Source organism: Anaerostipes sp. Marseille-Q3525 (assembly GCF_018223505.1).
Classification (GTDB): Bacteria; Bacillota; Clostridia; order Lachnospirales; family Lachnospiraceae; genus Anaerostipes; species Anaerostipes amylophilus.
The window spans coordinates 98,154-113,129 of the sequence record NZ_JAGTTT010000005.1 but is presented as its reverse complement, the minus strand read 5'-3'; the positions used below and the strand labels follow the sequence as shown (position 1 = coordinate 113,129).

The window sequence follows — 14,976 nt, the reverse complement described above, 5'->3', positions numbered from 1 at the left end:
AGATTATTTTGAACATGAAATTAATATTATTTTAAATGCATATGTATAAAAACATCCAATCAAGGAAATAATACAACTATTATTTTCAGAAAGAAGGATGTGACAAAAATTGAAAAATCGTTTATGCATTGAAAACGTTATCGGAAGGGAAGTCTTAGATTCCAGAGGAAATCCAACGGTAGAAGTCGATGTGCTTTTAGAAAATGGAGCCTTGGGAAGAGCGATCGTTCCTTCTGGTGCTTCCACAGGGAAATACGAAGCGTTGGAGCTAAGAGACCGTGAAAAAAGATACCGCGGATTGGGAGTCGAAACGGCAGTGAACCATGTCAATCACAAGATTGCAGACCGCCTGATCGGCAAAAATGCACTTAATCAGATTGAAATTGACCAAATCATGTTGGAAGCAGACGGCACACCAAACAAAGAGAGATTTGGAGCAAACGCAATCCTTGGAGCATCTCTTGCAACCGCCAAGGCAGCAGCCAGCGGGCTAAGTATTCCATTATATCAATATCTTGGAGGTAGTTTTGCATCCAGACTTCCAATACCAATGATGAACATATTAAATGGAGGAAAACACGCAGATAACACCGTCGATTTTCAGGAATTTATGATCGCACCAGTAGGAGCAGATTCTTTCAAAGATGCACTGATGATGGGAACCGACGTGTATCATACATTAAAATATATTTTGAAAAAAAATCATTTGAATACAGGGGTTGGGGATGAAGGAGGTTTTGCTCCAAATCTAGAAAGCTCTGAACAGGCATTAGACCTTTTGGTTCAGGCAATTGAACAGGCAGGGTATAAAACAAAAGAAGAGATCGCGATTGCGATGGATTGTGCAGCATCAGAAATCTATAATGAAGATGAGAAAATCTATCATTTTATGGGAGAAAGTATGATGGCAGGCAAAGAAATTAGAAGAAATTCAGAAGAAATGGTGCAATATTATGAAAAGTTGGTGGAAGATTATCCGATTTTTTCAATCGAAGATGGATTAAATGAGGAAGATATGCCAGGTTGGAAGGTATTAACCTATCGTCTTGGAGAGAAAATTTTATTAGTAGGAGACGATTTATTTGTAACAAATGTTATGCGTTTAAAAGAAGGAATCGAAGAGGATATCGCAAACAGTATTCTGATCAAGCCAAATCAGATCGGAACATTGACAGAGACGTTAGATGCCATTGAAACAGCTGCAAAATCAGGCTACAAAACGATCATTTCCCACAGATCAGGTGAAAGTGAAGACACAACGATCGCAGATATCGTAGTTGCAACGAATGCTGGTCTGATCAAGACAGGAGCGCCATGCAGATCTGATCGAACATCAAAATACAATCGTTTATTACGCATTGAAGAAGAACTTGGAAGTTGCAAAAAATATGGTTTTTAAAAGGATAAAAATGTAAAAACTATGGAAAGTATTGCTGTTTTTCTTGCAAGTTTGATATGTCTATGTTAGAATAAATCTCAGTGAATGGAAATATATTAGGAGGCATATTGTGAAAACAGCATTAACTGTAATTTTTATTATAGCATCAATTTTATTAATCATATTAGTATTAATGCAAGAAGGAAAAGAAGCGGGATTAGGTTCTTTAACTGGTGCAGCAGACAGCGGAACATACTGGAGCAAGAACAAAGGTCGTTCTAAGGAAGGAACACTGATCAAAGTGACAACATTCTTTACGATCGTATTTTTCGTAACAGCAGCAATCCTTTGCTCAAGATTTATTTAGAGAAAAGATAAGCACTTCTTAAACTTGTTTTAAGAGGTGCTTTTTATGTCATAACGCCATAGGTAATATACACGATATGAAAATGATATTTCCATAAGATCAAATATATAGTAAAAAGAGTTGAATATACAGGAGAACACAATGACAGATAAACGATTTAACAGAAAAAAGAAAATTAAAGCGTTGATCAATGATCCGTATTACCAGCCAATGAAGCAGAGAGAGATCGGATACCTGATGCAGGTAGCTCCAGAAGATCGAGATGAGTTTGTTGAGATTTTAAATGAACTGGTAGAAGAAGGATCAATTGAAGTAAGCAAACGTGGAAAATACATGCCGCCAAGTGTGAAGACAGTCAAAGGAACCTTCAGCTGTACAAGCAAAGGCTTTGGATTTGTAACCGTGGAAGGGGAAGACGATGATTATTACATTCATGAGAAGAACATGAATGGAGCTTTCCATGAAGATACAGTCTTAATGCAGGTATTAGACGATCATCCAACTTCTGGAAGAAGAAAAGAAGGAAAGATTATCAAGATTTTAGAGAGAGGAATCAAGACAGTGGTCGGAACTCTTCAGAAAAACCAGAACTTTGGGTTTGTGATTCCAGATAATTTAAGATTTGACAGTGATATTTTTGTATCCAAATCTCAGTGCAAGAATCTTACCAGCGGATTTAAAGTGATGGTAGAGATCACAGATTATGGAGATGCCAGAAGAAGTCCAGAAGGAAAGATCATTGAAGTTTTAGGACATAAAGATGATCCAAGAGTTGATATTTTATCAATTGTCAAAGCTTATGGAATCCCAACCCAGTTTGAAGATGATGTCAAACAGCAGGTTGATACGATTCCATCTGAGATCAAAGCATCTGACTACAAAGACCGTATGGATATCAGAGACTGGCCGATGGTAACGATCGATGGAGAAGATGCGAAGGACTTAGATGATGCGATCACATTATCAAGAAAAGGAGAGAATTATTTACTCGGAGTGCATATCGCAGATGTATCCGAATATGTAACAGAGTATTCTCCATTAGATAAGGAAGCATTAAAACGAGGAACGAGTGTGTATCTTGTAGACCGTGTAATTCCAATGCTTCCACACCAGTTATCGAATGGAATCTGTTCCTTAAATCAGGGATGTGACAGACTGGCACTAAGTTGTATCATGAAAGTCGATCCAAGTGGAAAGGTTGTCGATCATCAGATTGCAGAGACATTGATCAATGTTGATCACCGTATGACATATACATCCGTAGCAAAAATCTTAGACGGAGATATGGAAGAACGTAAGAAATACGATGACTTTGTAGAAATGTTTGAGTTAATGAAAGAATTATCTGATATTTTAAGACACCGTCGCCATGAAAGAGGAAGTATCGATTTTGACTTCCCAGAGTCTAAGATCATTTTAGATGAAAAAGGTCGTCCGGTCGATGTTTATCCACAGGTAAGAAATGCAGCGACAAAGATCATTGAAGATTTCATGCTGTGTGCGAATGAAACGATCGCTGAGGAATTTTACTGGAGAGAGATTCCATTCTTATATCGAATCCACGAGATTCCAGATCATGAAAAGATTGATAAATTACAAGTATTTTTACAAAACTTTGGAATTTATTTAAAGAGTAGCCATGATGAGATTCACCCAAAGGAAGTGCAGAAGTTACTGACAAAGATCGAGGGGACTCCAGAAGAACCATTGATCAGCCGTTTGACATTAAGATCTATGAAGCAGGCAAAATATTCTGCATACAGCTCCATGCATTTTGGATTGTCTACAAGATATTACTGCCATTTTACATCACCGATCCGAAGATACCCAGACCTTCAGATCCATAGGATCATCAAGGAAACATTGCATAATAAATTTACAACAAGACGATTCAGTCATTACGATGCAATTCTGCCGAAAGTAGCAGAACAGTCCTCTAAGATGGAACGTCGTGCGGAAGAAGTCGAGAGAGAAGTATGTAAGCTTAAGAAAGCGGAATATATGAGAAGAAGAATCGGAGAAGTTCATGAAGGAATCATTTCTGGTGTGACAAACTGGGGAATTTATGTGGAACTTTCAAATACGATCGAGGGAATGGTGCATGTATCCATTCTTCCGGGAGATTACTATTACTATGATGAGAAGACTTATTCTATGGTCGGTGAGAGAACTGGAAGAACCTTTAAACTAGGAGAGAAAGTAAAAATCCGTGTCAAAGATGTGGATATGATGCTTAAGAATATTGATTTTGAGTTAGTGGAGGATGATGATTATGAGCAAAGCGAAGACGGATGGAAAAAAACTCATTGCAAATAATAAAAAAGCAAGACATGATTATTTTGTAGAGGATAGTTTTGAAGCAGGGATCGTACTTCATGGAACCGAAGTAAAATCCTTAAGACAGGGACACTGCAGCATCAAAGAAGCTTTCATCGATATTGATAATGGAGAAGCTTTCATTCATCAAATGCATATCAGTCCTTACGAAAAAGGAAATATCTTCAACAAAGATCCACTTCGTACAAGAAAACTGTTATTGCATAAATCCGAGATTTCCAAGATGATCGGGCAGATCAATCAGAAAGGATATACACTGATTCCATTAAAGGTATACTTTAGCGGAAGCCTTGTGAAAGTCCAGATTGGATTATGCAAAGGTAAGAAACTTTACGATAAACGACAGGATATCTCAAAGAGAGACCAGTTAAGAGAAGCACAGAGAGATTTTAAAGTAAGAAACTTTGGATAATTTCAAGTAAGATAAAAGATTGTATAAGAATTTGTACAAAAAGACTTGACATCTTATATAAGAGACTATATAATATAATTTCGAGACTGGGAAGATTCCCAGTCTCGAACCAAGCTAATTAATTTCGGGCTAGTAAAGGTTTCGACAGGGGTTATGAAGCTTGAGGAGCCATTGGGAGGGACCACCTTACGGTACAAACTTAAATATAAACGCAGATAATAAATTAGCGTACGCTGCCTAGTTTGCAGCAGTCAGCTCTAGATCACCTGTAGTCTGGAATCCTGGCTTCAAACATGCAGGACCCTTGACCGGTCAAGCTTTGTGCCGGTTAAAGTATTGATGAAGCTACTGAAACTGTGATCCTGTTAGTCGGAGCACAGTAGAGGGAATGAAAGAAGACTGACTGTAATGGGAGAGCCTCATGTGAATTGGCTTTTGGACGCGGGTTCGATTCCCGCCTAGTCCACTAAAGCTGAACAAGTCGAACTCTGTATATGATATTATCGTATACAGGAATATGTTTTGTTTGGTGTATCGAAGAAAATAAAAGTAACGACATTGTATGTTGCGAAAGTGATATACAGTGTCGTTATTTTTATGCTATAACGCGGATATGAATTTAACAAATCGGAATTTTGGGAGGTAAAAAACATGTATAGAATATATATTGCACTTATCGAAATTGTTGCTGCTGCAGTTTTTATAATTCCTATCTGGTGTGTATATAACAAATTGTATTTTCGTAGCTGGAAAATAACCATTCTTTATATGGTTTTTGGATTCTATTTAACTGCTGTTTTAGCATTGGTAGGCTTTCCGAATATAATGTCATTAAAAGTTGAATTGACGGTAAATATAATTCCTTTTGTATATATGATAGATGATTTTGTTAATGCGTGCTTGAATGTGTTATTGTTTGTTCCCTTTGGCTTCTTTCTGCCGGTGTTATGGAAAGAATTCAGAAATGCAAAAAAAATATTTATAGCAGGATTTGCAATGACATCATTTATCGAAATAGCTCAAATTTTTACAGGACGAACAACAGATATAAATGACATTATTACTAACATTGCAGGAACTTTAATTGGGTATCTTATTGCATACTGGTTTACAGGTGTCTTTACAAGAAGAATAGTGAAAAACTCAAAAAAGAACGACTTTTACATAATATGTGCATCTGTAGTATTTATTATGTTTTTCTTTCAACCATTTCTTTCATTTTTGTTATGGGAAATGGTTCTGTAAATTCAAGTTTGTTAAATTGGAAAATTCAAGTTTATGGAGAGTCACCGTTATGATTAGAGAATTTCAAAGGGATGATATAAATAAAGTTGCAGATATATGGTTGGATACAAATATAAAGGCACATAATTTTATCCCCGCCGAATACTGGAAAAGCAATTTCAAATCAGTAAAAGAAGCGTTGTTACTAGCAGAGGTTTATGTGTATGAGTATGATACAGAAATACAGGGTTTTATAGGGTTAAATGATGAATATGTTGAGGGCATTTTTGTTTCTGGTGAAATGCAATCGCAGGGTATAGGTAAAATTCTGCTGAATTATGCAAAGGATAAAAGGAATAAGTTGCACTTGAACGTATACCAAAAGAACGCACGGGCAATATCTTTTTATAAGAGAGAAGGATTTGAGATTCAGCATAGTGGCTTAGATGAGGCTACTGGAGAAAAAGATTATGTAATGACATGGCAACACAAATAGAAATCCCAGTTTGTAGAAAAGAGAATGGCGAAAGCTGTTCTCTTTTTTCAATTTATAGGAAAGTTCGCCTTTGGCTCCTTTCCAAAAGAAAAATAGCCCACATAAAAGTGGGCAGAGCAAACAGATGATCATGGTTTTAGAAAATATAAAAACCTTCTTCACCAAAATCATCACCAAACACGTCTTCATTTAGCAAATAATTCATATCCAGCAGGTCCTCCTCGCTCATATGGCGAATGTCCTCGGATGTCATACCTTCTGGAGGATTTAAAATATATTTTTCGCGTAGCTCTTTGATCTTCTTTTTCATGGTAGGGTTCCTCCTTTATATGAGGATCATAGCCAAAAGAAGAAAGGATCGCAGTACGCCACCGGTTAAAACTACGGAAAGTATGCAGGACCATGATAAAACCAGGGGTAAAGTTTTTGTGTTTGTTCATTTTAGAGAATAAACGAAGGACAACGCTGGAGACAGAATGAAAGAGACAGTTAAGGAGAGAGCGATCCTGCAGGAAAAAATCACGGAGGGACGTATCAATGGTAAAAACGCAATGACGGTGTCTGACATTAATGAGCTTAAAGAACATAGAGGTAGTGCGTTCCATGGAATATTTATTACCGCAGGTAGTGCAGAAACGACTGTGACAACGGAAGGGAACAAACTTGAGATTTCCGCAGTTGATCATCTTATCGATATTTTCCATCTCAGCAGGTCTGGGATGAAGAGTATATTTAATTTCTTCATAATGATCTGTAAAGATCTCTTGTAGGATATTCATGATTCTATTATGAAGGAAAAAGACAAAAAAAGAAACCCACCACTCAAGAATGAGGGGCAGGGGAGTTGAAGTGTCGAAGACACTTTTTTATGTTATAATGAAGATACAAATTTAACATATTGAAATGTGAAAGGAACAAACTAGTGAAACGATGTAAAATTACAGCAATACGCAAAACAGAATATAAAGACTTAATGGAACAATATGAAAATCCTATGGAGCATGCTTGCGATATAGAAGAAGGGCAAGTATTTATTGCAGAAGGATGGAAACGTCCCGAAGGATTTTGTGAAAGCGCATGGGAAAGTATCTCTCCATTTGTTATGACGTTGGCTTATGGCGGCAGCGATATTTATGAAGGATGGATGAAGAATAAAAAGTCAGCAATGATCAGCTGTAATGATGGATTCCGACCAGTTAGTTTTTATATTGAAGTTTTGGAAGATTAAAGAAGCTAGAGTTTTATTTTATAAAGAAATATGATGCTATTTATTATAAATATGGTAATTACAGGAGGTGCAATACAGATATGGGAAGTTATTTAAATCCTGGAAATTTTTCATTTCGAGGGAGTCTTCGCTCTAAAATATATGTAGATAAAAGTGAATTAATTGCAAAGACAAACGAAGTTCTTTATACAGAGCAAAAATATATCTGTGTAAGCCGTCCTAGACGATTTGGAAAATCCATGGCAGTAAATATGCTTGCTGCATATTATGATCGAAGTGAAAATACAGAAGAATTATTTCAGAATCTGTCAATCAGTAAGGATAGATCATACAAAGAAAATCTGAATCAATACGATGTGATAAAAATTAATATGCAGGAATTTCTAAGTATGTCAGAAACAGTAGAAGAAATGCTTCAGATGCTGAAAGATTATTTGGTTTCAGATTTCAAAGAAGCATTTCGAGAAATACAGTTTCGAGACGAAAAGAACTTGATTCAGGTTATGAAAGATGTATTTTCTTACACAAGATGTCCTTTTGTAATTTTGATCGATGAGTGGGATTGCTTGTTTCGTGAATATAAACAGAATAAAGAAGCACAGAAAAAATATCTGGACTTTTTGCGTGCATGGTTGAAAGATAAAGATTATGTGGCACTTGCTTATATGACAGGAATTCTTCCAATCAAAAAATATGGATCTCATTCTGCATTGAATATGTTTACAGAATATTCAATGACAAATCCAAGAGAAATGGCAGAATATTTTGGCTTTACAGAAGTAGAAGTTAAAAAGCTGTGTGAAAGATTTCATCGGAATTTTGAAGAAACACGCGCATGGTATGATGGATATGAACTTGTGACAGTGGATGGAGAAGAAAAAATTTGTTATTCCATGTATAGTCCAAAATCAGTTGTTGATGTAATGTTAAGTGGGGTATTTGACAACTATTGGAATCAGACAGAAACATATGAGGCGTTAAAATCATATATAAAGTTAAACTTTGATGGATTAAAAGATGCAATCATTCGTATGCTTGCTGGAGAAAGAGTTCAAGTTAATATAGGAACATTTTCGAATGATATGACAAGCTTTCAGGGGAAAGATGACGTTCTGACATTATTGATTCACTTGGGATATTTGAGCTATCATTGGCCTGATAAGACAGTTACAATTCCAAATAAAGAAGTTTCTCAAGAATATATTAATGCGATCAGTACAATGGATTGGGCTGAGGTTACAAGATCTGTGGAAGATTCCAAAATGCTATTAGAGGCTCTATGGAATATGGATGAAAAAGCTGTGGCAGCAGGAATTGATAAAGCACATAGGGAAATTTCAATTCTTCAATATAATAATGAAAATGCATTAAGTTGTACAATTAACCTAGCTTTTTATTTTGCAAGGGAATATTATACAATCATAAGAGAACTTCCAACAGGAAAAGGATTTGCAGATATTTGCTTCATTCCAAGAAAAATACATCTTGATAAGCCCGCTGTGATCATAGAACTAAAATGGGATAAAACAGCACAAGGAGCAATTCGTCAGATTAAGGAAAAACAATATGTAGATGCGTTAGATGAGTATCGTGGAGAATTGCTTTTAGTAGGAATTAACTATGATAAAGGGACAAAGATGCATACATGTGTGATTGAACAAATGTGTAAGGAATAATTGCAGAAAATATTTTAAGAAAGCTAATTATAAAGAAGAAGTCACTAAAGGCGGAAATCATGCACAATTTTGCAGTTATGGCAAACAATCAGGACATAAAGTCGACTCCCTGCGATCCAGTGATAAAATATGTTTTACAGTTTATGGAAATGAAATGGTCAAAGAGGAATCTTATTAAAACAATTTGCAATGAAATATTATCCAAATGAACAGATGGTGGATGAAGAGATTGCACAGGCAGGAAAAGCTGCACAGCTTTTTGAGATAGAGATTGAACATATGAGTGGAAAAGAAGTACAGGAACGATAAGAAATTTAATATCAACTCATAAATTCCCTAATATCTTCCAAAATACAAGTAAATTCGATAACATAAGTATATAAAAAAATTGATCAAACAATGATGGAGGTATACAAAATCTTAAATGAATCCGTAGTAAAATTATTAAAAGAAGGTATGTGGGATCTTGCAACATGTGCAAATGAAGAACCAAATGTAGTGCCAGTTGCATTTAAAGATGTGACAGATGATGGGAAATTAGTTGTAGGAGATTGTTCCTTGAGACAACATTAAATAACTCCAATAAAACTTTTAAAACACAGATTATTTATGTAATGAAGATATCGCTATAGAAGTATTCTTAGCGATATCTTTTTTAATTTTAGAAAATATAAAAACCTTCTTCACCAAAATCATCACCAAACACATCTTCATTTAGGAAATAATCCATATCCAGCAGGTCCTCCTCGCTCATATGGCGAATGTCCTCGGATGTCATACCTTCTGGAGGATTTAAAATATATTTTTCGCGTAGCTCTTTGATCTTCTTTTTCATGGTAGGGTTCCTCCTTTATATGAGGATTATAGCATAAAAAAAGTGGTTATGCAGAAGAACGCTTTCCACGGGAGCGGGACATTGCTTTCTCGTATAATTCTTCAAGAGGTACGCGGTGATGGTTATGATATATTTCCAGGATCACCATCTGTTGTTTACAATGAGGAAAGATCAGAGGATCATAGCCAAAAGAAGAAAGGATCGCAGTACGCCACCGGTTAAAACTACGGAAAGTATGCAGGACCATGATAAAACCAGGGGTAAAGTTTTTGTGTTTGTTCATTTTAGAGAATAAACGAAGGACAATGCTGGAGACAGAATGAAAGAGACAGTTAAGGAGAGAGCGATCCTGCAGGAAAAAATCACGGAGGGACGCATCAATGGTAAAAACGCAATGACGGTGTCTGATATTAATAATCTGTAAAGATCTCTTGTAGGATATTCATGATTCTATTATGAAGGAAAAAGACAAAAAAAGAAATCCCCCCCTCAAGAATGAGGGGCAGGGGAGTTGAAGTGTCGAAGACACTTTTTTATAGAAAATTTCGATGAAATCCCCTATAAAATAAAAATGCTAATTACTCAGTACAGTCCCATGGCTACGCTGATTTTTTCGATATCCAGAGGGAGAAACACCCATCCATCGTTTAAATGCCTTAGAAAATGTTGCAGGGTCTCCATACCCGCAGGAATTACTAATGCTTTCAATAGAAAGAGTCGTTGTACTTAATAACTCAGATGCTTTCGTGAGTCGAAAAGTCGCAAGATAATCTTGAGGACTTTGTTGGAAATATTTTTGAAACAATAAGTAAACATAACTTCGATCAATACAAAGATATTTCGCAATGTCATAAATATGAATCCCATCCCAATAATTATTTTTAATATATTCGACTGCTTTGTTGATATAAACATATTCAGAATCTGTCTGTGTATCTGTCTCCATTGGATTTTCTGCAAGAATTGAAAGAAACTCATATAAAAGACCAGTTCTTCGAAGATCTGAAGCAAAACCAGATCTTGCATGAACTAGCATATCATTGACAAGCCAGTATAAATCTTTCCCTTTATCACAATGAAAAACTGGCTGCGAAGAAGAAAGACCAATCTGTTTTAATAATTCAGGAACCATCGTTCCGTTAAATCCAACCCATAAATATTCCCATGGTTCTTTTGCATCAGCTTGGTAAAAAGTAAGCTCATCTGGTTCGATAAAGAATCCTTGCCCAGTTTCTAAATGATAGGTCTTATCACCTTTTTGAAAAATTCCTTTCCCGTTTAAAATAAAATGAATTAAATAATGTGGGCGGACGGCTGGTCCAAAACTATGGAGAGGAGCTGTCGTAGAATATCCGCAAAATTGTAATAAAAGATCTCGGTCTTCATTATTTAAAAAAGTTAAAACTTGTGCTTGTTCCATAAAAAATCCTCCCAAACATGATCTGATTATAAAATATTCTGATGATTTATTCAATATTTTGACAAAAATATAAAACAAAACTTCATAACGCAAGATAAAAATAGATGCTATACTTTAAGTACATCATGAGAGAAGAAAAACAAAGGGCCTTACAATTAAAAAAGAGAAAAACGATGAATTTAACAAAACTTGGAAAGGATGCTATCTGCTGTTTTGTAGGTGATTTCCTAATGTTCTATTTTACAGACGTTTTATTTCTGGCACCGGCATTTGTAGGAACATTATTCTTTGTAGCAAGAATCTGGGATGCGATCAATGACCCAATGATGGGATTAGTTGTTGATAATACTCATAATCGATTTGGCAAATTTAGAACATGGTTATTGGTGGGAACACTTTTAAATGCAGTTGTATTATACGATCATGGACGTTCCATACTGGTCATGGCTTCCTAATTTAACAAACGATCCTCATGAGAGAGAATCTTTAAACAGATCATCAATATTTTATTTAAAAACAAACAGCTGATCGCATACATTGCCATGGTATGCGTTGCCGCTGTAGCGCTCGGATCAAGTACATATGCTTGGTTTGTAAGTAATAATAATGTAGATGCAATTACAACAGATATTAGTGCACAGTCTAACTCTGCTTATCTTGTAATTCAGGAAGCAACTGCTGACAAAACAGCAACAGATAACACATCTGAATCTTCTGCAACAGCTGCAGGGGCAGTAACAAACCAGTATGCACATAAAGATACATTTTATATCGGTACTGGTGGATACGATGGCAGCTTTACGAATCTTAAAGTTGAAGATGTAAAAGTATCAGCAAAGGATAATGCTAAAGCAGATCTTAAAGATTGTGGTGTAACAGTTACATTTACTGCAACACCTTCTCAGCCAGGAAACAAAACACAGGCATAATTTAACTTTTCATACCCCACGGTTGTGGCGTGGGGTACATACCAAAGAGTAGAAGAGAAATTCTGCTTTTTGGTATGTAACGAATAATAGGGTTGAGGCAACCACTACAAACATCAGCGCAACTGCAAATGGTTTTATTCTCCAGATTGCAACTGCGGATCAAGGTCCACAACATGGTGGGGAACAAACTTCATTTAACGTAAATGTAAAACTGGCAGGTATTTCTGCTGAATAAGACAGCAAATATGAATTGAAAGGCCATGGCACAAACCATGGCTTTTCTCTTTTTCTCCAAATTCCCCTATTGTCAACTATCCCCAATCTCCTCCACGCATTTTCGGTACATCTGATGAATTGCTATTTCACCGACTTCTGGTATAGTCATGTAACTGAAAAGAGAACTTCAGAAGGGAGAAATGCAATATGCGAAAAAAACAGGATATCATATGGGAGAGAAGCACACTATGGGAATCAGTGGAGAAATGGGTGAATAAGTATTTGAATAGTTACCACACTCTTTTTTATTGACGGACACACAAAAATAAGGATATAATCTGTATCAGAGAATTTACAGGGAGATAAATAAACATGAGTCAGGATATTATTAATAATCGTTTTTTGGAAGAGTCGGTATTTGCTATTGCCGATGGATACTGCGTGATCAATCTCACAAAGAATATCGTACGTGGTTCCATGTATCAGGTAGTTAATGGAAAAAAATATAATCTGAATGAACAATTAGGTTTGCCGGAAAATTCAAGCTTACAGAGTCTGGTAGATGCATGGGCATTGACCATACCTGAGGAAGGTCTTAAAGATTTTCAGCACGAGTTTGACAGAGAACGATTATTAAATCGGTTTGAAAATGGTGAACGGCATATATCGTTCCGATACTGGACCAGGACTGCTACTTTTGAGCCCATGCTTGCAGAAGATCACATGACCCTGTACCGTGAAGAGGAAACTGGAGATGTCATTGCAGTTAATTATGTTCTTGACCGTACAGAACATTACCGCTTAGAGGAAAAAGAGCGGGCACTGGAAAAATCAAACAGAGAGTATGCGAAGCTTCTGGCAGAAGAGAAAAAGCATACGGCCATGATCGAGGAATTGACAAAGAAACTGCAAAGTCAGCTGGAGTTATTTACCGTATCCATCCCTGGCGGCGTCAAAATCAGTAATGATGACCCAGAATACTCTTTCAAATATGTTTCAGAACAATTTGCAAATATGCTCGGTTACGCAACGCCAAAGGAACTGATGGATGCTTCTGGCGGTAATATTATCGGTCTTGCTCATCCAGATGACGTGAAGGTCGGACTTGCAGATGCATTAAATCAATATACTCATTCTGATCATTATGCTACTATTTACCGGATACGCTGTAAGGACGGCACATACAAATACATCGAAGATCGTGGACAGAAAGTAATAAAGGAAGACGGAACCATTGAACATTGGAATCTCATGCTGGATAAAAATGACTTCATGCACAAATCAATTGCATTGGAAAGTGAAAAGAAAGCAAATAAAAGCAAGTCTGATTTTCTCTCCAGGATGTCTCACGATATGAGAACCCCGCTGAATGGAATTATCGGATTGCTGAAGATTGCTGAGAAACATTTTGATGACAGGGAATTGGTCCTGAAAAATTTCAGAAAAATGCAGGTAGCTGCAGACTATCTATTGTCTCTTATTAATGATATCCTTCAGATGAGCAAAATTAAAGATGGAAATGTACCTCTGACGCAGGAAATCATCAACTTTGAGGAATTAAGTCAGGATGTTCTGACTATCATAGAACAGCGGGCAAAAGACAGAGGAATCCAGATGCAGTTCCGTGCAAAAAAGGAAGGGCTTCGATATCCTTTTATTTATGGAAGTCCGGTACATTTAAGACAGATATTTCTTAATATTTATGGAAACTGTATTAAGTATAACCGGATTGGCGGCAAGATAATGACGGTGTCAGATTATACAGAAGCTGTTGACGGAATTACGACATATGAGTGGACCATAACTGATACTGGCATTGGTATGAGCAGGAAATACCAGGAGCATATATTTGAGCCGTTTTCGCAGGAAAGAGAGGATGCAAGAAGTACACAGCAGGGAATTGGACTGGGAATGGCGATTGTAAAAGGTCTGATTGAAAAGATGGGTGGAACTATTGAAGTTAAAAGCGAAGAAGGCATTGGCTCAACCTTTATCATCAGGATTCCGTTTAAACTTGCTCCCGCACCAGATACAGTAAAGAAAACAGCGGAACAGATGGATATCAGCGGATTAAACTTATTGCTGGTAGAGGACAATGAATTGAATGCAGAAATTACGGAAACGCTGTTGTCTGATGAAGGTGCAAATATGACAGTTGCAAGAGATGGATTGCAGGCGGTCAGAATGTTCCAGGAGAAACCGGAAGGTTATTTTGACGCAATTCTGATGGATATCATGATGCCTGTAATGGATGGGATTACTGCGACAAAAACAATCCGGTCACTGAAACATCCAGATGCTGAGACGATTCCGATTATTGCCATGACAGCAAATGCATTCAGAGAAGATAAAGAAAAGTGTCTGGCAGCAGGAATGAATGCTCACTTGGCAAAGCCTATAAAAATTGAAAACGTAAAGAGAATTTTGTGTGAATATTGTGTGTAGTGATTGCAACTTC

The 14,976-nt window shown here is 36.6% G+C and carries 15 protein-coding genes, 1 other RNA gene and 2 pseudogenes; 13 read left to right on the top strand and 5 right to left on the bottom strand.

Features of this window, described 5'->3' with window-relative positions; translation table 11 throughout:
• The first annotated feature begins 109 nt into the window (after window positions 1-109).
• The 7 genes from eno to KE503_RS04255 all read left to right on the top strand — a co-directional run bounded on the left by eno (window position 110) and on the right by KE503_RS04255 (window position 6,214).
• Window positions 110-1,399 (top strand): phosphopyruvate hydratase, encoded by a 1,290-nt coding sequence (gene eno, locus KE503_RS04285; RefSeq protein ID WP_055197842.1) that lies wholly within the window; start codon window positions 110-112, stop codon window positions 1,397-1,399.
• A 70-nt stretch (window positions 1,400-1,469) separates the two neighbouring features.
• Entirely contained in the window at window positions 1,470-1,745 is a 276-nt protein-coding gene (secG, locus tag KE503_RS04280) for a preprotein translocase subunit SecG (protein WP_055197844.1), read from the top strand.
• Window positions 1,746-1,886: 141 nt separating this feature from the next.
• Window positions 1,887-4,061 carry a ribonuclease R gene (gene rnr / locus KE503_RS04275; protein ID WP_117944366.1) on the top strand — a complete coding sequence of 725 codons (2,175 nt, stop codon included), beginning with the start codon at window positions 1,887-1,889 and terminating at the stop codon, window positions 4,059-4,061.
• Window positions 4,009-4,494 (top strand): SsrA-binding protein SmpB, encoded by a 486-nt coding sequence (smpB, locus tag KE503_RS04270; RefSeq protein WP_081020101.1) that lies wholly within the window; start codon window positions 4,009-4,011, stop codon window positions 4,492-4,494. The genes rnr and smpB overlap by 53 nt, the downstream gene beginning before the upstream one ends.
• A 126-nt stretch (window positions 4,495-4,620) precedes the next feature.
• Window positions 4,621-4,963, top strand: a transfer-messenger RNA (tmRNA) gene (gene ssrA, locus KE503_RS04265).
• A 182-nt stretch (window positions 4,964-5,145) separates the two neighbouring features.
• Complete coding sequence (locus KE503_RS04260) at window positions 5,146-5,739, top strand: VanZ family protein (RefSeq protein ID WP_212384564.1); 594 nt, start codon at window positions 5,146-5,148, stop codon at window positions 5,737-5,739.
• Between the two features lie 49 nt (window positions 5,740-5,788).
• Window positions 5,789-6,214: an N-acetyltransferase gene (locus tag KE503_RS04255; RefSeq protein ID WP_055247538.1), complete on the top strand. Its 426-nt coding sequence runs from the start codon at window positions 5,789-5,791 to the stop codon at window positions 6,212-6,214.
• 136 nt (window positions 6,215-6,350) lie between these two features.
• Here KE503_RS04255 and KE503_RS04250 read toward each other — a convergent pair whose 3' ends face one another.
• Both KE503_RS04250 and KE503_RS15050 read right to left on the bottom strand, forming a co-directional pair.
• Window positions 6,351-6,524, bottom strand: a complete 174-nt coding sequence (locus KE503_RS04250) for a hypothetical protein (RefSeq protein WP_212384563.1) — start codon at window positions 6,522-6,524, stop codon at window positions 6,351-6,353.
• 28 nt (window positions 6,525-6,552) lie between these two features.
• A pseudogene (locus tag KE503_RS15050) lies at window positions 6,553-6,993 on the bottom strand (transposase zinc-binding domain-containing protein); the annotation flags it as partial.
• Between the two features lie 143 nt (window positions 6,994-7,136).
• Between KE503_RS15050 and KE503_RS04240 the strand changes: the two are divergent.
• The 3 genes from KE503_RS04240 (at window position 7,137) to KE503_RS04230 (ending at window position 9,691) form a co-directional block, all read left to right on the top strand.
• Window positions 7,137-7,442, top strand: a complete 306-nt coding sequence (locus KE503_RS04240) for a TIGR04076 family protein (RefSeq protein ID WP_022374642.1) — start codon at window positions 7,137-7,139, stop codon at window positions 7,440-7,442.
• A gap of 80 nt (window positions 7,443-7,522) precedes the next feature.
• Entirely contained in the window at window positions 7,523-9,118 is a 1,596-nt protein-coding gene (locus tag KE503_RS04235) for an AAA family ATPase (RefSeq protein ID WP_212384562.1), read from the top strand.
• Between the two features lie 399 nt (window positions 9,119-9,517).
• Window positions 9,518-9,691, top strand: a complete 174-nt coding sequence (locus KE503_RS04230; RefSeq protein WP_212384565.1) for a hypothetical protein — start codon at window positions 9,518-9,520, stop codon at window positions 9,689-9,691.
• Between the two features lie 88 nt (window positions 9,692-9,779).
• Here the strand turns inward: KE503_RS04230 and KE503_RS04225 are convergent, their stop codons facing one another.
• The 3 genes and pseudogenes from KE503_RS04225 to KE503_RS04220 form a co-directional block, all read right to left on the bottom strand.
• Window positions 9,780-9,953 carry a hypothetical protein gene (locus KE503_RS04225; RefSeq protein ID WP_212384561.1) on the bottom strand — a complete coding sequence of 58 codons (174 nt, stop codon included), beginning with the start codon at window positions 9,951-9,953 and terminating at the stop codon, window positions 9,780-9,782.
• A 46-nt stretch (window positions 9,954-9,999) separates the two neighbouring features.
• Window positions 10,000-10,380, bottom strand: a pseudogene (locus KE503_RS15045) (hypothetical protein); the annotation flags it as partial.
• A 147-nt stretch (window positions 10,381-10,527) separates the two neighbouring features.
• Window positions 10,528-11,373: an AraC family transcriptional regulator gene (locus tag KE503_RS04220; RefSeq protein ID WP_022374924.1), complete on the bottom strand. Its 846-nt coding sequence runs from the start codon at window positions 11,371-11,373 to the stop codon at window positions 10,528-10,530.
• 173 nt (window positions 11,374-11,546) lie between these two features.
• Here KE503_RS04220 and KE503_RS04215 point away from each other — a divergent pair, with 173 nt between their 5' ends.
• The 3 genes from KE503_RS04215 to KE503_RS04205 all read left to right on the top strand — a co-directional run bounded on the left by KE503_RS04215 (window position 11,547) and on the right by KE503_RS04205 (window position 14,963).
• Complete coding sequence (locus tag KE503_RS04215; RefSeq protein ID WP_330621875.1) at window positions 11,547-11,828, top strand: MFS transporter; 282 nt, start codon at window positions 11,547-11,549, stop codon at window positions 11,826-11,828.
• Window positions 11,829-11,915: 87 nt separating this feature from the next.
• Entirely contained in the window at window positions 11,916-12,302 is a 387-nt protein-coding gene (locus tag KE503_RS04210; protein ID WP_212384560.1) for a hypothetical protein, read from the top strand.
• 588 nt (window positions 12,303-12,890) lie between these two features.
• Window positions 12,891-14,963, top strand: coding sequence for a hybrid sensor histidine kinase/response regulator (locus tag KE503_RS04205; RefSeq protein WP_212384559.1), 2,073 nt, complete (start codon window positions 12,891-12,893; stop codon window positions 14,961-14,963).
• Window positions 14,964-14,976: the final 13 nt, after the last annotated feature.